The sequence below is a fragment of the Legionella micdadei genome (assembly GCF_000953635.1).
Lineage (GTDB): Bacteria > Pseudomonadota > Gammaproteobacteria > Legionellales > Legionellaceae > Tatlockia > Tatlockia micdadei.
The window spans coordinates 2731906-2749552 of sequence record NZ_LN614830.1; the positions used below are offsets into that span (position 1 = coordinate 2731906).

The following is a 17647-nucleotide window of genomic DNA, read 5'->3' on the forward strand; positions in this document are numbered from 1 at the left end:
AGTTGCCTTAAGGCGCAAAATGCGCTTTTAATTGTTGGTACGTCAACAAAAATACCCCGTGTCCGCCATATTCGAAGTCAAGCCAAGTAAAAGGAACTTGTGGGAAAGCCTCAACAAGCGCCTCTTCACTGTTACCCACTTCAACGACCAAAATGCCATGCTCTGATAAGTAATCATGGGCTTTTGCAAGAATTTTTTCAACAATGGCTAAACCATTATTATCTGTTTCCAAAGCAAGACGAGGCTCATGGAGATACTCCTTAGGCAAAGTCTGCATTTCTTCCGAACCGACATAAGGAGGATTAGCGACTATTAAATCATACTGCTTCTTAGGTACATGAACCCAACAATCAGATTCAATAAGTGTGAGAATATCTTGCAGTCCGTGGCGCTCCCGATTAATGGCCGCAACCTCTAAAGCACTGGTGGAGATATCCACCGCATCAATCAGCGCATCAGGAAAAGCATAGTGACAAGCAATAGCAATACAAGCACTACCTGTACACATATCGAGAATGTTTTCCACCCTATCTGTGTCTATCCAAGGAGAAAACTGCTGTTTGATAAGCTCAGCAATAGGCGATCGGGGAATTAAGACCCTTTCATCCACATAGAAAGCAAGATCACAAAAATACGCTTCATTAGTAAGATAAGGCACTGGAATCTTTTCAATAATCCGGCGTGATAATCGATTGACTAACATTTGCTTCTCCACAGAAGTCAAACGGGCTTGTAAGAGCAAGGGATCGCAATCGAGAGGCAAAGATAAGCTTCCCAAAATCAATGCTAACATATCATCCCAAGCATTATCGGTTCCATGACCATAGAAAAGATTTGATGCATGCGCTTGACTTACACCAAACCGGAGAAAATCAACAATGGTTTCAAAATGAGCTGTTAATGTTGCGTAGGTGTCATTCATAAATTGCCTTAAATGTTGCAAAGCCTAATATGTTAACGCAGAGAACATAATTACCACAAATTGTACGTTAATTTGGAGACTTTGTCTTTTAACATCATCCTCTTCGTTTTTCCCATTCTAAATGCGTTATAATCATTTATATATGCTTTCGGTGAATAAAAATCCTTATGTCTGATGATTCTTTGTCTGAAGAAGACAAAGCTTTATTTCGTAAAATGATGAGCGATGTAAAGCCGCTAAAAAAAAACGATAAGATTAGCTTAGTGTCTACAACAGTCAAAAACCGTAAGCGGGAAAGCGTTACTGTAACCAAAACAACTACAGTTTATCTTTCTGATTATTATGCTGAGGAAGTCCAAGCGAACACAATATTGTCTTATACTAGTTCTCCTCTTCCTAATAAACGGTTAAGGGAATTAAAAACAGGGAAAATTCCTTGGCAGGCAAAATTGGACTTACACGGCTTAAAACCGGATGATGCAAAGGAAGCATTGGTTAAATTTATTGGGCAGCAATTTGCATTAGCCCATAGGAGCCTTTTAATTATTCATGGTAAAGGCAGTCATAAAGGTGAAGCACCTGTGTTAAAAAACCTGGTTAATCGATGGCTCACCCAATTTCCACAGGTTTTAGCTTTTCACAGTGCTTTAGCACGTGACGGCGGTGAAGGTGCTTTATATGTTCTTCTTAAGCGGCAAAAAGAAGAAACGAATTGAATTTATCACCGTAAAGCCTTACCATTTGCACAAAATTTCGAATAGTGGCGTCATGAACAAACAAACAATTATTATCGGGATTTCTGGTCCTTCTGCTTCTGGGAAAAGTCTTCTAGCTAACACAATTGTTACCGAATTGGGTTCTGAACAAGTCGTTGTCATCTCGGAAGATGCTTATTATAAAGACAATAGTCATCTCCCTTTCACTGAAAGAGAGAAAATTAACTACGACCATCCTGATGCATTTGATCATGCACTCCTTTGTGACCATCTGCGTAAACTGCAACAAGGGGATTCGGTTGAGATTCCTATCTACTCCCATTCAAAGCATATCCGCCTATCCGAAACCCGTCGTGTAGGCCAGCATGCCATTATAGTACTTGAAGGGATTCTGTTATTCACGGACAGAGCATTGCGTGAAATCATGGACATCCGTATCTTTATGTCTACGCCGTTGGATGTCTGTTTAACTCGCCGCTTGAAACGAGATGTCGTTGAACGCCAGCGTTCCTTTGAATCCGTTGTCCATCAATATGAAACAACTGTCAGACCAATGTACTTACAATTCATTGAGCCTTCCAGTCGTTATGCAGACATCATTGTTCCGCGAGGTGGAGAAAATCGTATTGCCATTGATATGATTCAAGCTAAAATGCGTGAGTTACTCGCGCAGCATAAAAACGGTTAGAGGAGAAAACGATGGGATTTTTAAGCGGAAAGAAAGCACTGATTGTTGGCCTAGCAAGCAATCGCTCTATAGCCTATGGCATTGCTAAAGCATTTCACGAGCAAGGCGCCGAACTGGCTTTCACTTACCAAAATGAAAAATTACAAGGCCGCGTCGAATCGATGGCCGCCGAATTTAATTCCAACTTAACATTTCCTTGCGATGTCGCCAGCGATGTTGATATTCAAGCTGTTTTTGAACAATTGGGGAGCCATTGGAATAAATTGGATATTCTTATTCATTCCGTTGCTTTCGCCCCGGCTGACCAAATTAGTGGTGATTTTATTGATAGTGTGCATCGCGAGGGTTTCCATATTGCGCATGACATCAGTGCCTACAGCTTAATCGGCCTTGCTAAAGCTGCCCTACCCCTGATGCAAGATACACAAGGATCAATTTTAACACTTAGCTATTATGGCGCTGAAAAGGCAGTACCTAATTACAATGTCATGGGTATTGCCAAAGCCAGTTTAGAGGCGTCTGTACGCTATTTGGCTGCAAGCTTAGGTCCTCGTGGGATTCGCGTCAACGCAATATCCGCAGGCCCAATTAAAACCTTGGCAGCTGCAGGCATTAAGGATTTCCGTAAAATGCAAACTGCCTATGCCAACACTACTCCTATGAAGCGTAATGTCACCGCGGAAGAAGTGGGTAATACTGCCGCTTTCCTCTGCTCCGACTTAGCTTCAGGAATTACTGCGGAAGTGGTTCACGTGGATGCCGGTTATCATGCTGTGGCAATGTCCGATTTGGGGAAGATGGATTAATTTATAGGTAGAGTCGTCTGACCCAATATTGGATCTTATTCAAATCCGTGTTATTGGGTCAAACGCCGCAACCAATACCAGATCGCTTTTCCAGAGCATTATTTCGCCATAGTTTGGAAAAAAATCAGCAGGTTATAGAACAATTTTTATAAAAATTGCTTGTTCAAAAAACTACTTAGTTACTCGACTTCATGATATTTTGATACACGCAACTCCGCCACTCAGAGCAGAATTACTTTTCTATCTCTTTTTTGGTGAGTCAAATCAAAAACGATCATTAAGGAGCATTCATGAGTAACCCTTCGAAAAAAAATACAACCGAAAAAAGCAATAATCCTCCAAAATTAGCTATCTCTTCAGGAAACTCCAAATCCGAAGGAGAGGATACCCAAACGGGGCGAGAGCAAATCAATCCATCCTTAAATAATATTAACAACTTGACTGAAAGACCAAAACTCCGCTTCACCAACACATTCAAAAAAATGCCCTCTTTTTCTGAACAAAAGAAATCGACTGATCACTTATACGACGATAAAAGGGCGGATAGTTTTGGCAAGTCACAAGAAAAAACAGGAAAGGTCGGAATACAACCATCTGGTTTTTCTCTCTTTCATAACATGGAGGAAGACGAGTTAGCCCCTATTTTCTCGAGTCAACACGCCGTTGAATTAGCCCTTAATACGAACTGGGAAGAAAATTCACCTACATTACAACAAACCGTTCATCAATGGAAAAAAAAGAAGGCTGAGCAAGATACTCCTTTCGATTATTCAATATTCGGAGGAGTAAAATATCTAAGCATCATCGATGTGCTTTCTCCAAGCCTTTGTCCTCCCACTGAGAAAAAAGAACAATTTGCAGATGCACTTACCATGTTAAATGAAATGGAACTTAGACTGGAGAGTATTGTTATTTACGATTTCATCCCGTCTAACAATCATACAAACCTAAAAACCTTGCTCGCTTTAATCGAGAAAAATAATAGAACTCTAAAGAAAATAACTATCTGTAATGGATTTTCTGCGGAAGAACTGCTTATGATCCAGAAGAAATTAGAACAGTATCCGCATATCAACTTAAAAATTGCCTATAAGCCAATCATGAGTCCCGAAACCCTTAAGAAAAGTTTTGATTTCTTTAATAATAAAAACGAAAAAAAAGCCAGGTTTCCGGATAGTAAAGATATTTGCGATGACCATGCAGATAGCAGTTTTCAACTCAACTAAGGTAGCAGCGATCAATAAGCCTCATTGAATAAAGAAAAAAATCAACATTTCTTAAATCCCGCGAACCAATCGCGGGACAACAAAAAGTTATCGCGGGCGAGAGTTGTCGTTCCTTTTCAAAAGACAAAATTTCTTAACCTGACAGCACCGGGTCGCGACTCAGTTTACTGACTGGATCTAAGAAGATAACAATGATGAATGACTCAGCTATGGCAAATGTGGGTCAAGATGACCCACGTTAACTTTATTAGAATTGTTGACCCATAGGATTGGGATGTGTATAGCCATGGTGCGCATACGGATCTTCAACCGGAGTATATGGGGGTTGGACACCAGGATAGCCTGGTTGAACAGGCGGATAACCTGAGGCCATCGGAGTAGGAAATTGCACTGGTGAGGTATACTGTTCTGGTTGTGCATAGAAAGTAGGGTATTGCGGGTATCCAGTCGATGGGACCCTCTCAGAGGGGTGACCATAAACCGGCGGCGGTATAATACCAAACCCGTCCGACGGTGCTGATGGCATCATAGATGGATGCTGGTGAACGTACACAACAGGTTGTGGGAAAGGACGCAAATTGAAGCGGAAGGTTTGTTTATCGATTTCTATATCCACTTCAGACAGTTCACCACGACGCAATTGCCTTATCGTGTTTAAAATTTCTTGCTTCTCTCTACTTCGCGAAAACCAATTAGGAACGCTTTGTTTACCTAGTTGTTGACGAAGGGTAGCGATAGCACAGTTTACTTTTATTGGGTCAAGATTCGCCTCTCTTAACTCTTCCTCATCGAGCGTATAACGATGAGGATCCGCAGGATCCAGCGCATCCGGATTAGCAATTTTAATTATATAATTTTGAAATGCATTAATAAGTAAATTCCCTGCAAAAGCACCGATAAGGGATAAGCAAATAATACTTAAAACAATGAGGCCTACAGGGTTGGTAATTCCAGCCGCTAAAGCAAGTGTGGTGAGAGGGGCAGTAAGGAAGAAAAACGTGAGTACACCAGATGCAGCACCGAATGCAGCCATGCTGAGCATGGAAACAAGGGCTTGGCGAATTCCTTCGTTATGCCACAAGCGTTCCATACTATCAGCAAAGGCCCTAAAAAGAAAAATTAACGCGACAGTGGTCAAGACAATCCCGATCAGTGCAAGCGCGATTATGGCAAGAACCGCCCAAAGTTGAGCTTTCTTTTCATCATTGCCACCACCACCAGAAAACCCTGAGTTTGGATGGCCATGGTGGTGACCTCCGATGCCTCCAACGTCAACAAATGGTCCATGGTGATGATGGTAAGACAAGGCATCGAGCATGAACCAATAGAAAATAAAGTCATTAGTTGGGCAATAACAGTAATGAGAATGTCTTCGATAATCTTCTACGAGACGGATTTCAATTATCGGTCGGTAGACCAATGGAGGCCTATAACCCTCATGCTCTAAATATTGGGGACAGGCTGCTAAAAAAGTGTTAAGTACCGTGTAGGCTTTAAGTTTCTCGGAAGGTTCAAGACTATACAATGAACTATCTTGATTATAATACAATCAAGCTTGGAACGCAAAAGGGAACAAATTTCTTCGTAGGTTTTATGTTCAGATAGAAATTGTTGATAGTCTTTCACTAAGCTTAACTGAAGCTGAGCGAGCAAGTTGCTGGTAAATATACCTGCCATTATTAACCCCCTTACTACTTAGGTTTTCCAATTTTTGCAGTCTGAACTAGATCATTGATGTATAAATCATAATCCATTACCCCATAGCTCGATTCAATTTGTTGAGCGATGCTTGCCTGCTGCTCTTTATCTAATGATTCCAATTCGCCATCATTGATTTGCTTCAAACGCACAATCACATAATTGCCATTATTTAAGCTACGGCCATCACGGCTATTTACCCGTGGCAGGCTAAAAGCTAAATCGTTGATGGCAGGCTCCGCTTTATCTGTATCGCGAGTGGCCTTCTCTACCTCATGCCATTGCAGTTGGTTCATTTGCATTAATTTCTCTTGCTGGCTTTCATCTTCTTTATCAGACAGCAACTCGGTACCCAATTGTTTTGCTTGCTGCTCAGCATTCAATAGAGCGAGTTTTTTTACAATAAAATCTTTGACCTCGGCCAATGGTTTTTCGGCTGCAGGCAGGTGCTGATTCACACGCAGAACGATCACACTGTCGTTGTCCACTTGAATTGGGTCGCTATTATTGCCAAGATTCAACACATCATGACTAAACGCAGCATTGACGACTTGTTTATTTTTAGTTAACTCTGTGCTTCCACCTTGACGCGAAAAAGGTTCGGTGTGCTCAACTGGCAGCTTTAAAGCATCAGAAACAGGCGCCAAAGAGTCCGGGCTTTGATAACTTAAATCACTCAGTTGCTCTAAAGCTTGGGCATACTGAGTCTGAGCAAGATCCGCGAGCAATTGCTCTTTAATACTGAACTCAACCTCTGCTAAAGGTTTTACTGTAGCAGGTTTATAGGCAACCAGTTTAAAAATTTCATAACCGTGGGGTGATTTCACTGGAGGTGAGATTTGTCCTGGCTGGGTTAGATTAGCCAATGTTTTATCGAAACCTGATTGACCGGCAACCAACCAGGGAAGCAATCCTTGGTTAGCGATTGACAATTTATCATCAGAATTTGTTTTTACGAACTCGTTAAATTGTGTAGGATTTTTTTGTAATGCTTGGTACGTCTCATCCGCTTTTTGTTTTATCTGATTTTGTGTCTCATCCGAAGCATCCTCTGGCACTGCAAAAAGGATATGTGCTACTTGCCATTGTGCAGGTGTAAGATAATTATCCTTATTCTCGTCATAATAACGTTTTATGTCATCAGGGGTAATTTGAATTTTATCTTTGATTTGCTGGGTAGATAAACGAACGTAATCGATACTTACTTTTTCTGGTGACAAAAATTCTTTTTGATGATGCTGGTAATAGTCATTGATCGCCGCATCAGAAATTTGATTATTTTTCATGAAGAGAGAAGCGGGAATCTCTAAATAATCATAGTCTCTGGTTTGCATGTAGAGCTTAACGAACCGTTTAATTTCGTTGGGTAAGGCAAACGCAGTACCAATGAATGCAAAGCGTTGTTGATTGAGCAACATACCTTGTCTTACTTCATTTTGAAATGATTCAGGGGTAAACATAGCACCGCTTAACGCTTGCTGGTATCGTTCGGGAGAAAAGTGGCCATCTTGCTGAAATTGCGGAATGCTAAGTATGGCAGCATCAGCTTGCTCTTTACTCACTTCAAAACCTGCATTTCTGGCTGCTTGCACACTGACTTCATTTGTAATCATGGCAGTGAGCACTTGCTTTCTAAGCGCTGATTCACTGGCAGCAGTCAATTGAGAAGGGTCACGCTGTTGACGAATCCGGCGATAATTGACTTCAAAAACCTGTTTAGTAATCGGATGTCCATTCACATCAACTTCGACATCCGAAGCTTGATGGAATTGCATGTAATAGTCTACTCCGAATAAGGTAAAGGTAACAGCAATCAGAATAATAACTACCCAGGCTATAATACCCTGTATGCGTTCGTTCAGCTTCTGCAACATGTTCGAAGTTCCATATTGGTCAATTCGCAAGAAAATCTCGATTTAACAGCAATAGACCAGCTCCATATTGAGGAACAGCCCTATTTAGCACAACTTATGCCAGCGGTTTTAGAAAAAGTTCCTTACAACCTGGGCTCAAATCTGACTTTGTGCCAAGGCCAACATAAGGGGGACTTGATCTACTACTTTAAACACAGCTGATAAAAAAAACGCGCCCTTCGGCGCGTTAATCTGGCGGAGTGGACGGGACTCGAACCCGCGACCCCCGGCGTGACAGGCCGGTATTCTAACCTGCTGAACTACCACTCCTATTCTTGGTGGGTGCTGCAGGGATCGAACCTGCGACCCTCGCCTTGTAAGGGCGATGCTCTCCCAGCTGAGCTAAGCACCCAAAAAACTTAGCCTTCCTGTACAGCTTCTTTTAAAGATTTACCTGCTTTAAATTTAGCAACTCTTGAAGCTTTAATTTCAATTGTTGCTCCTGTCTGCGGGTTTCTGCCGGTACGCGCAGAACGATTGCCAGTGGAGAAAGAACCGAAGCCTGGCAGCACAACCTGATCGCCTCTTTTGAGTGCATCAGTGACGGTCATCATAAAAGTTTCGAGAACTCGACTAGCGTCTGCTTTTGTTACGCCTGAGCCACTTGCAATTGCTTCAATCAATTCACTCTTATTCATCTTTTCCCCTAATCAGTTATTCTTCCTTATCCAAGGTGATTAGAACAAAATCATCTACCTCAGTCAAGCAGTCACTTCCTTGCATCGCCCGCCAGCAGCGGGCAACGGTGTGAAATATACCCGGTATTAATGGGCGTGTAAATCTTTATTTTTACTTTTTTTCGAAGTTCCTCGAGAAATAACCTCAGAGGGAGTCGATTCAGCGGATTTTACGATAGGACTTCGTTGTAGTGCGAGCGCTAGCACCTCTTCAATGGTTTTTACCGGATGAATGGTCAGTTTCCTTAAGACATTGTCTGGAATCTCTTCGAGATCCTTTCGATTTTCTTCAGGAATGATCACATGCTTAATTCCACCGCGGTGCGCAGCAAGGAGTTTTTCCTTTAAACCACCTATCGGAAGGACCTGGCCACGCAAAGTAATTTCACCGGTCATTGCAACATCAGCGCGCACGGGTATTTGTGTGACCACAGAAACAAGAGCGGTACACATGCCAATACCCGCACTTGGGCCATCTTTAGGTGTTGCCCCTTCTGGGACGTGGACGTGAAAATCATTTTTATCATAAAAATCGTCTGTTAGGCCAAAAGACTTCGCGCGGCTTCTAACCACCGTCATCGCTGCCTGAATAGACTCTTGCATCACTTCGCCCAATTGGCCTGTGTGTGTCGTTTTGCCCTTACCCGGCATCATCGATGCCTCGATAGTGAGCAGCTCTCCTCCAACACTGGTCCAAGCGAGGCCTGTCACTTGACCCACCTGATCGAACTCTTCGGCAAGACCGTAGCGGAACTTTTTCACGCCAAGGTATTTCTCGATATTAGTGCGCGAAACAGCGACTTTTTTGACTCGCTTACCTGTTAAGATTTCTTTCACTACTTTACGGCAAATGCTGGCGATATCACGTTCTAAATTACGTACGCCTGCTTCACGCGTGTAATGACGGACAATCTCGCGAATAGCGCTCTCACCGATGCTAATTTCCTCTGGTTTAAGTCCATTTAGCACGAGCTGTTTTGGTACCAAATAACTTGTCGCAATGTGTATTTTTTCGTCTTCGGTGTAACCCGCTAAACGAATAACTTCCATTCGGTCTAGCAACGGGGCTGGAATCTCCAGCGAATTCGCAGTTGCAATAAACATGACATCACTTAAGTCATAATCAACTTCAAGGTAATGGTCATTGAACGTATGGTTTTGTTCGGGATCAAGCACCTCGAGGAGGGCAGAAGCAGGATCCCCGCGAAAATCCATAGCCATTTTATCGACTTCATCAAGCATGATCAGCGGATTTTTTACCCCTGCCTTGCACAATTTTTGGATGATTTTACCCGGCATAGAGCCAATATAGGTGCGTCGATGGCCACGGATTTCTGCTTCATCCCTTACCCCACCTAAGGCGATGCGGATGAAGGTTCTACCGGTCGCATTAGCAATGGATTGTCCTAAAGAGGTCTTACCTACCCCCGGAGGCCCTACCAAGCATAAGATTGGGCCTTTCAACCGTTTTACCCGCTGTTGTACCGCAAGGTATTCGATAATGCGTTCTTTAACTTTCTCAAGGCCGTAATGCTCTTTATCCAGGAGTTTTTCCGCTTTGCGTAAATCAAACTGAATTTTATTCTTCCTCTTCCAAGGAACGCTCAACATCCAATCTAAGTAATTGCGGATTACTGTCGCCTCAGCCGACATCGGTGACATCAGCTTTAATTTCTGCAATTCAGATAAAGACTTTTCTTTAGCTTCTTTTGGCATTCCTGCTTTTTTAATCGAAGCTTCTAATTGTTCAATTTCGTTGCCTTCTTCACCAAGCTCGCCTAGCTCTTTTTGTATCGCTTTAATTTGTTCGTTTAGATAATATTCCCTTTGACTTTTTTCCATCTGGCGTTTAACTCGTCCACGCACCCGTTTTTCCACATGGAGCAGATCGATTTCGCCCTCGATAGCAGCCATTAATCGTTCCAAACGAGTACCGATATCGATGGTCTCAAGTAATTCTTGCTTATCATCAACTTTTAAACTTAAGTGGGCAGCAATGGTGTCTGCCAAACGGCCCGGTTCTTCAATGCTGGCTAAAGAACTTAACACCTCAGGTGGTATTTTTTTGTTGAGCTTAATGTATTGTTCAAACTGAGACATCAATGAGCGCATTAAAATTTCGATTTCCTGCTCTTTTAATGTTTCGTTTGTTTCTTCAATTGGTTCCAGATCCGCCTCGAGAAAACCCTGCTCTAGTTTATAAGACTTAACACGAGCGCGTTGTTCCCCCTCAACAAGTACTTTTACTGTACCATCAGGAAGCTTTAGTAATTGTAGAACGCTGGAAACAGTTCCAACGTTAAACACGTCATCAACACCGGGATCATCGTTGGAGGATTTTCGCTGAGCAACTAAAAAAATCTGTTTATTATCCACCATCGAAGCTTCCAGCGCTTTTATGGATTTTTCCCGACCAACAAACAAAGGAATGACCATATGAGGGTACACCACAACATCCCGAAGAGGTAATACGGGTAGCGGTGACATTACTTCCTTTTCAGACGGCATGATTTCATTTTCGCTTTCGCTAGACATAATGAGCCCTTATTCAAAACGATAATCCTATGAGAAAATAGCACAGCCATTCAGTTGAATTTTTTGCAAGCAACCACTGCGAGCGACTTCAGAACCCATTTACTTCACTAGCTTGAGCCCAAATAGCCTGGTTTCAGGCACCGAAACGCAGTATCTGAGCATCGGAACCTAAAAAATCCAGCTATTTTGGCCGAGGTAGTAGAAAACAGATCCTACTATTCCCTTCCGCCAGCAGCAGTTTGTTTGCCTTCCTCACCTTCATAGATAAGGATGGGTTTACTCGTGTTATTAATGACATTTTCATCAATCACCACTTTTTTAACCCCTTCAAGAGAAGGTAATTCATACATGGTGTCTAAAAGAATATTTTCAAGGATCGCACGTAATCCTCGAGCACCTATTTTTCTTTCAAGTGCTTTTTTAGCTATCATGCGCAGTGCTTCTTCACGGAATTCAAGCTCAACATTTTCCATTTTAAATAAGGCATGGAATTGCTTGGTGAGTGCATTTTTAGGCTGAGTAAGAATATCGACCAGCGCATCTTCACTTAATTCATGAAGTGTGGTGACAACCGGTAACCTTCCCACGAATTCTGGAATTAGCCCATATTTTACTAAATCCTCAGACTCAAGTTGTTCAAGGATTTTTTCTATATCCTTAGGATTTTTCTGATTTTTCAATTGCGCTGAGAAACCTATACCCGATTTATCACTTCGTTCACGAATAATCTTGTCAAGCCCAGCAAAAGCGCCTCCGCAAATAAACAGAATGTTTGAAGTATCGACCTGCAAAAATTCTTGCTGTGGATGTTTACGCCCACCTTGTGGCGGTACGGAAGCGATAGTGCCCTCTATTAATTTTAATAACGCTTGCTGTACACCTTCGCCTGAAACATCACGGGTAATCGATGGGTTATCTGATTTGCGCGAAATTTTATCAATTTCGTCGATATATACGATTCCCTGCTGCGCCTTATCAACATCATAATCGCATTTTTGTAGTAGTTTCTGGATAATATTCTCTACATCCTCGCCCACGTAACCGGCTTCAGTTAGAGTAGTCGCATCGGCCATGGTAAACGGCACATTTAACAATCGAGCTAACGTTTGTGCAAGTAGCGTTTTACCGCTCCCTGTAGGCCCTATAAGCAGAATATTGCTTTTGCCTAACTCGATGCCATCTTCTGTTTTATGCTGTAATCGTTTGTAATGATTATAAACAGCAACAGATAATACCTTTTTGGCATGTGGTTGGCCTATTACATATTCATCAAGAAAATTGGAGATTTCTTTAGGCGTCGGTAGGCGGGTTTCAGTTTCTTCCGGGGTATCCTGAGTCTCTTCACGTATAATGTCGTTGCATAACTCAACACATTCGTCACAAACGAAAACAGATGGACCAGCAATCAATTTTTTTACTTCATGCTGACTTTTTCCGCAAAATGAACAATATAAAACTTTATCGCCATCGCCGTTACCGGTTCTACTCATCTACAAACCCCTTCTTTACTGCTAGAGCAACAACTTACTTGGTATAAGGAGATACCCTTACTAGCCGAACTTGCACGCTGAATACATCTTAAAAACTTGTTCCCGTGAAAAACAGGGCGGCTCACATTGATGTATGCGGAGCCCGTTGTGTTGCGTGTGCAACCTCGACTGAATTTGGACCTAAAATACCGAGTTATCTTCCTCCAAGGGAGCTATTACCCTGCTAACTAGCTAAACTAAATACTCTAGTAAAATTTTAGACAATTGAAATAATAAAGCCAGTAAAATTACCAACCTGTCATTAATTATAACAGATTGGCAATCCTATTACTCAGACGCAGCCATGGCTTCACGATCGAAAAGAACTTTATCTATTAAACCATATTCGCAGGCTTGGGTGGCACTCATAAAATTATCACGGTCAGTATCCCGCATGATTTGATCGGGCGTTTTTTTAGTATGTTTAGCCATAATACTATTCAACCGCTCACGCACAGCTAATGTTTCTCGTGCATGAATTTCAATATCAGAAGCCTGCCCTCGATAACCACCTAATGGCTGATGGATCATGACACGGGAATTCGGTAAGCAAAAACGCTTACCTTCAGCACCAGAACAAAGCAAAAGTGCTGCAGCGCTTGCTGCCTGCCCGATACACAGCGTACTAACATCAGGCTTGATGAATTGCATTGTGTCATAGATTGCGAGTCCGGCTGTCACCACACCACCAGGCGAATTAATATACAAGGAGATGTCCTTCTCAGGATTTTCTGATTCCAGAAACAAGAGTTGGGCAACAACCAAATTCGCCATATGGTCTTCGACTTCGCCTAGAAGAAAGATTATCCTTTCTTTCAAAAGCCTTGAATAAATATCATAGGAACGTTCGCCTCTTGCGGTTTGCTCGACAACCATCGGAATCAAACCACTGGCATTTCTAATCACATTGTCTGAATAACCCATCTATTTACTCTCCTTTCGCCTCACTTTCCTTAGTGGGATTCATTACTGCATCATAATTCATTTCTTTCTCGACGAGCTTCGCATTTTCGCTGATTTTTTCGGCAACTATTTCTTCCATCACCAATGCTTCAACTTCTGCCACACGCTCTTTGCTTTCTTGATACCATCTTCGAAGCGAATCAGGATCTTCGTATGCACTAGCAAATTTTTCAATCATGGCATCAACTCTGGCTTTATCAGCAACAAGCTCATGTTTTTTTACGTACTCAGAAAAAAGCAAACCTAAATGAACCCTTCTTCTTGCTTGATCTTCGAACAAAGCACGAGGGAAGTCAGGAATTTGCTCATGATCAGAATGTTCATGACCGAAAAGCCGATGGTACATGTCATGCTTTAAATGTTCAATTTCTTTGTCAATCAATGCATTAGGTAACTCAAATTGGTTGACGGCCAGTAGCTTATCAAAAATGCGTTCACGATTCATCGCATTAACGCGGCGCTCGAGCTCACGCACCATATTTTCTTTAATGTCTTTTTTCAGCGCTTCCATACCACCTTCGGTGATGTTGAATTTCTCAGCAAAAGTATCATCTAAAGACGGTAATTTTCCCTCTAGCACTTGGTGTATGGTGATTTTGAATGTTGCTTCTTTACCGGCTAATTCTTGATGACCATAATTTTCTGGAAAAGTGACTTTAATATCAAATTGCTTATCCTTTTTCCCACCTATCAGCCCATCCTCAAAACCTGGGATCATTGAACCAGACCCGATAATCACTTCATACCCTTCGGCTTTGCCTCCTTCAAAGGCTTTATCATTGATAAATCCTTCAAAATCAATGATGACTTTATCGTCTTTTGCAGCAGCGCGTGAAACTTCATGCCATTCTTTATTTTGCTCACGCAATTTTTCCAGCATATCAGTTACGTCGCTATCCTTAACTTCCGCACGAATGACTTCGATTTCATCTTGGTTTAATTCTGTAATATTAATTTCTGGGAATACTTCGAAAAATGCGGTGTATCTGAAGTCTTTACCGGACTCAATTTTCTCAGGCTCAACAGTCGGCATACCTGCAGGCACTAACTCGTTTTTTTGCAATGCTTCAAATAAGGTAGATTGTACCATTTCTCTGGCAACTTCTTCGCGAACACTGTTAGAGAATCGGCTTTTTACGACATGCATAGGTACTTTGCCAGGACGAAAACCATCTACTTTTACTTTGCGGGCAAGATTGTGGAGACGAAGGCTCACTTCTTCCTCTATTTTTTCGGTGGGCACTGAAACCGTTACTTTACGCTCCAAACCTTTCAAGGTCTCAACAGAAACTTGCATCTAGTCACCTCTCGGATATTGTCATAAAATGGTGCGAAAGGAGAGACTCGAACTCTCACGGGTTACCCCACTGGAACCTAAATCCAGCGCGTCTACCAGTTCCGCCACTTTCGCAAAACAGGGTGGAATTATCGAACAGTAAGCCTATCTTGTAAAGACTCGGAGTGAATCTTATGCAAAAACGGCCAGTTTAAGGAGATCTGGGGTGAGCGATGGGACTCGAACCCACGACAACCGGGATCACAACCCGGGGCTCTACCAACTGAGCTACGCCCACCATCATTTACCCTTAACTGTGAGGAGAATCTGCTCTAAGGCTGGCACGCCCGGCAGGATTCGAACCTGCTACCCTCGGCTTAGAAGGCCGATGCTCTATCCAGATGAGCTACGGGCGCAAAAAATTTTGGTCGGGGTGGAGAGATTCGAACTCCCGACATCCTGCTCCCAAAGCAGGCGCGCTACCAGACTGCGCTACACCCCGTTTTTAAACCCGTCCCAAGGACAGAGCGCAAATGATACTCGGAGCTTTACTTGAGGTCAATAACCCTGAGTAGATAAATTTTAGGAGACAATAATAATATTTGCTGCTAATTCGCTTAGGCTAATAAAAATATTGCTGTACTTAGAGGGAGTAAGCTAGCATTGATGCAAGTTTATTACCCTATTTTATTCATGAAATTAAAACTCTTACCACTGTTTGACAATCTAGACCACTTGCATAAAAACATGGAGAACGTTGTTCTCCCCCATCCTCAATTCCAAACAGATTTTTATCATTGCCTCAATTTTCTTAAGAGTTACGTAGGAAGCCAGGGCACATTTAACAGCTATCGCCGTGAAACAGAACGACTCCTCCAATGGTGCTGGAACATCAAAAAAGTTTGTCTCACGGCACTCAAACGTGAAGACATTGAGCAATTTGTCCGCTTTTGCCAAAACCCGCCCGAAAGCTGGATTAGCCTTAAAAAAGTGCCCCGTTTTATTGAGAAAGAAGGAAAGCGTGTGCCGAATGAAGAATGGCGCCCTTTTGTTGCTACCATAAGCAAATCGGCCAGGAAAGAAGGCGCCTCACCCTCCATTGACCAGTTTAGTCTGTCACAAGGTGCTGTGCAGGAAATTTTTGCTATCTTAAGCACGTTGTTTAATTTTTTAATTGCCGAAGAATACCTAGCGTCGAATCCAGTTGCTTTAATTCGCCAAAAAAGTAAATTTATTCGTAAACATCAACACAATGCACCGATTAGGCGATTGAGTTTGCGGCAATGGGATGCCGTCCTTAGTGCAAGTGAAAAATTAGCAGCTGAAAATCCTGAAAAACATGAGCGCACGCGTTTTATTCTAAGCATGCTTTTTGGGATGTACTTGCGAATCTCCGAACTGGCAGCAAGTGACCGATGGATTCCAACCATGAATGATTTTGCCAAAGACAGCAATGGCTATTGGTGGTTTACAACAGTGGGCAAAGGGAATAAGGAGCGCCGGATCGCTGTCAGTGAAGCCATGCTTGAAAGCCTTGTGCGTTGGCGCATGTTTTTAGGATTAACCCCACTGCCTTCTCCTTCTGATAATTCTCCGCTTCTCCCCAAAATTAAAGGTACAGGCCCAATGAGTGATACTGCCCCCATTCGCCGTTTAGTGCAACTTTGCTATGATTTAGCCGCCGAAGAATTGCGTCTTAAAGGCCTAACAGAAGAAGCAGATAATTTAGCTGCAGCGACGGTGCATTGGTTAAGGCATACGGGCATTTCGGAAGATGTGAAGACTAGGCCGCGAGAACATGTGCGCGATGATGCAGGTCACAGCTCTAGTGTAACCACAGATCGGTATATTGATGTTGAAATGGAAGCCCGTTATTTGTCCGCACGCGGTAAACAGATTGAAGTTACAGAATGACGGCATGTTGTCGTCCCGAACGTAGTGAGGGATCTCCTTAGTGAGTTTATTGCCAAGACTCAGGAGGTCCCTCGCTTTGCTTCGGGATGACAATGTATTGTCGTCCCGAACGTAGTGAGGGATCTCCTTAGTGAGGTTATTGCCAAGACTCAGGAGGTCCCTCGCTTTTGCTTCGGGATGACAATGTATTGTCGTCCCGAACGTAGTGAGGATCTCCTTAGTGAGGTTATTGCCAAGACTCAGGAAGTCCCTCGCTTTTGCTTCGGGGGGACAATGTATTGTCGTCCCGAACGTGGTGAGGATCTCCTTAGTGAGGTTATTGCCAAGACTCAGGAGGTCTCTCGCTTTTGCTTCGGGGTGACAATGTATTGTCGTCCCGAACGTAGTGAGGGATCTCCTTAGTGAGGTTATTGCCAAGACTCAGGAGGTCTCTCGCTTTTGCTTCGGGGGGACAATGTATTGTCGTCCCGAACGTAGTGAGGATCTCCTTAGTGAGGTTATTGCCAAGACTCAGGAAGTCCCTCGCTTTTGCTTCGGGGGGACAATGTATTGTCGTCCCGAACGTGGTGAGGATCTCCTTAGTGAGGTTATTGCCAAGACTCAGGAGGTCTCTCGCTTTTGCTTCGGGGTGACAATGTATTGTCGTCCCGAACGTAGTGAGGGATCTCCTTGGTAGGTTATTGCCAAGACTCAGGAGATCCCTCGCTTTTGCTTCGGGGTGACAATGTATTGTCGTCCCGAACGTAGTGAGGGATCTCCTTGGTAGGTTATTGCCAAGAGTCAG

General features: G+C 42.9%; 13 protein-coding genes and 6 tRNA genes. 5 read left to right on the forward strand and 14 right to left on the reverse strand.

The window, feature by feature from the left end; all coding sequences use genetic code 11:
- Positions 1-7: 7 nt before the first annotated feature.
- Positions 8-922 carry a 50S ribosomal protein L3 N(5)-glutamine methyltransferase gene (gene prmB / locus LMI_RS12165; protein WP_045100040.1) on the reverse strand — a complete coding sequence of 305 codons (915 nt, stop codon included), beginning with the start codon at positions 920-922 and terminating at the stop codon, positions 8-10.
- Between the two features lie 167 nt (positions 923-1089).
- Here prmB and LMI_RS12170 point away from each other — a divergent pair, with 167 nt between their 5' ends.
- From LMI_RS12170 to LMI_RS12185, 4 genes are all read left to right on the forward strand, one after another.
- Positions 1090-1638, forward strand: coding sequence for a Smr/MutS family protein (locus tag LMI_RS12170; protein WP_045100041.1), 549 nt, complete (start codon positions 1090-1092; stop codon positions 1636-1638).
- A gap of 52 nt (positions 1639-1690) precedes the next feature.
- Entirely contained in the window at positions 1691-2326 is a 636-nt protein-coding gene (udk, locus tag LMI_RS12175) for a uridine kinase (protein WP_045100755.1), read from the forward strand.
- A gap of 11 nt (positions 2327-2337) precedes the next feature.
- Complete coding sequence (locus tag LMI_RS12180; RefSeq protein WP_045100042.1) at positions 2338-3132, forward strand: enoyl-ACP reductase FabI; 795 nt, start codon at positions 2338-2340, stop codon at positions 3130-3132.
- A 290-nt stretch (positions 3133-3422) separates the two neighbouring features.
- Positions 3423-4358: a hypothetical protein gene (locus LMI_RS12185; RefSeq protein WP_045100043.1), complete on the forward strand. Its 936-nt coding sequence runs from the start codon at positions 3423-3425 to the stop codon at positions 4356-4358.
- A 247-nt stretch (positions 4359-4605) separates the two neighbouring features.
- Here LMI_RS12185 and LMI_RS12190 read toward each other — a convergent pair whose 3' ends face one another.
- From LMI_RS12190 to LMI_RS12255, 13 genes are all read right to left on the reverse strand, one after another.
- On the reverse strand, positions 4606-5883 hold the full coding sequence (locus tag LMI_RS12190) for a hypothetical protein (protein ID WP_045100044.1): 1278 nt from the start codon (positions 5881-5883) through the stop codon (positions 4606-4608).
- 166 nt (positions 5884-6049) lie between these two features.
- Positions 6050-7930 (reverse strand): SurA N-terminal domain-containing protein, encoded by a 1881-nt coding sequence (locus LMI_RS12195; RefSeq protein ID WP_045100045.1) that lies wholly within the window; start codon positions 7928-7930, stop codon positions 6050-6052.
- A 232-nt stretch (positions 7931-8162) separates the two neighbouring features.
- Positions 8163-8239 (reverse strand) — tRNA-Asp (locus tag LMI_RS12205).
- 6 nt (positions 8240-8245) lie between these two features.
- A tRNA-Val gene (locus tag LMI_RS12210) sits at positions 8246-8321 on the reverse strand.
- Positions 8322-8328: 7 nt separating this feature from the next.
- Complete coding sequence (locus LMI_RS12215; RefSeq protein WP_045100047.1) at positions 8329-8607, reverse strand: HU family DNA-binding protein; 279 nt, start codon at positions 8605-8607, stop codon at positions 8329-8331.
- 126 nt (positions 8608-8733) lie between these two features.
- Positions 8734-11181 carry an endopeptidase La gene (gene lon / locus LMI_RS12220; protein ID WP_045100048.1) on the reverse strand — a complete coding sequence of 816 codons (2448 nt, stop codon included), beginning with the start codon at positions 11179-11181 and terminating at the stop codon, positions 8734-8736.
- Positions 11182-11396: 215 nt separating this feature from the next.
- The gene (clpX, locus tag LMI_RS12225) at positions 11397-12671 is read right to left on the reverse strand and encodes an ATP-dependent Clp protease ATP-binding subunit ClpX (RefSeq protein WP_045100049.1); all 1275 of its coding nucleotides are present in this window, start codon (positions 12669-12671) and stop codon (positions 11397-11399) included.
- Positions 12672-12998: 327 nt separating this feature from the next.
- Entirely contained in the window at positions 12999-13634 is a 636-nt protein-coding gene (gene clpP, locus LMI_RS12230; protein ID WP_045100050.1) for an ATP-dependent Clp endopeptidase proteolytic subunit ClpP, read from the reverse strand.
- A gap of 4 nt (positions 13635-13638) precedes the next feature.
- Positions 13639-14970, reverse strand: coding sequence for a trigger factor (tig, locus tag LMI_RS12235; RefSeq protein WP_045100051.1), 1332 nt, complete (start codon positions 14968-14970; stop codon positions 13639-13641).
- A 29-nt stretch (positions 14971-14999) separates the two neighbouring features.
- Positions 15000-15084, reverse strand: a tRNA-Leu gene (locus LMI_RS12240).
- Positions 15085-15171: 87 nt separating this feature from the next.
- Positions 15172-15247: transfer RNA gene (locus LMI_RS12245), tRNA-His, on the reverse strand.
- Positions 15248-15288: 41 nt separating this feature from the next.
- A tRNA-Arg gene (locus LMI_RS12250) sits at positions 15289-15365 on the reverse strand.
- A gap of 9 nt (positions 15366-15374) precedes the next feature.
- Positions 15375-15451, reverse strand: a tRNA-Pro gene (locus LMI_RS12255).
- Positions 15452-15642: 191 nt separating this feature from the next.
- Between LMI_RS12255 and LMI_RS12260 the strand changes: the two genes are divergently transcribed.
- Positions 15643-16863 carry a tyrosine-type recombinase/integrase gene (locus tag LMI_RS12260; RefSeq protein ID WP_045100756.1) on the forward strand — a complete coding sequence of 407 codons (1221 nt, stop codon included), beginning with the start codon at positions 15643-15645 and terminating at the stop codon, positions 16861-16863.
- The last annotated feature ends 784 nt before the right edge of the window (positions 16864-17647 follow it).

Bases quoted from the DNA above. Each gene is read 5' to 3' on its own strand.
- prmB (WP_045100040.1), bottom strand. From the start codon at position 922: ATGAATGACACCTACGCAACATTAACAGCTCATTTTGAAACCATTGTT.
- LMI_RS12170 (WP_045100041.1), top strand. From the start codon at position 1,090: ATGTCTGATGATTCTTTGTCTGAAGAAGACAAAGCTTTATTTCGTAAA.
- udk (WP_045100755.1), top strand. From the start codon at position 1,691: ATGAACAAACAAACAATTATTATCGGGATTTCTGGTCCTTCTGCTTCT.
- LMI_RS12180 (WP_045100042.1), top strand. From the start codon at position 2,338: ATGGGATTTTTAAGCGGAAAGAAAGCACTGATTGTTGGCCTAGCAAGC.
- LMI_RS12185 (WP_045100043.1), top strand. From the start codon at position 3,423: ATGAGTAACCCTTCGAAAAAAAATACAACCGAAAAAAGCAATAATCCT.
- LMI_RS12195 (WP_045100045.1), bottom strand. From the start codon at position 7,930: ATGTTGCAGAAGCTGAACGAACGCATACAGGGTATTATAGCCTGGGTA.
- LMI_RS12215 (WP_045100047.1), bottom strand. From the start codon at position 8,607: ATGAATAAGAGTGAATTGATTGAAGCAATTGCAAGTGGCTCAGGCGTA.
- lon (WP_045100048.1), bottom strand. From the start codon at position 11,181: ATGTCTAGCGAAAGCGAAAATGAAATCATGCCGTCTGAAAAGGAAGTA.
- clpX (WP_045100049.1), bottom strand. From the start codon at position 12,671: ATGAGTAGAACCGGTAACGGCGATGGCGATAAAGTTTTATATTGTTCA.
- clpP (WP_045100050.1), bottom strand. From the start codon at position 13,634: ATGGGTTATTCAGACAATGTGATTAGAAATGCCAGTGGTTTGATTCCG.
- tig (WP_045100051.1), bottom strand. From the start codon at position 14,970: ATGCAAGTTTCTGTTGAGACCTTGAAAGGTTTGGAGCGTAAAGTAACG.
- LMI_RS12260 (WP_045100756.1), top strand. From the start codon at position 15,643: ATGAAATTAAAACTCTTACCACTGTTTGACAATCTAGACCACTTGCAT.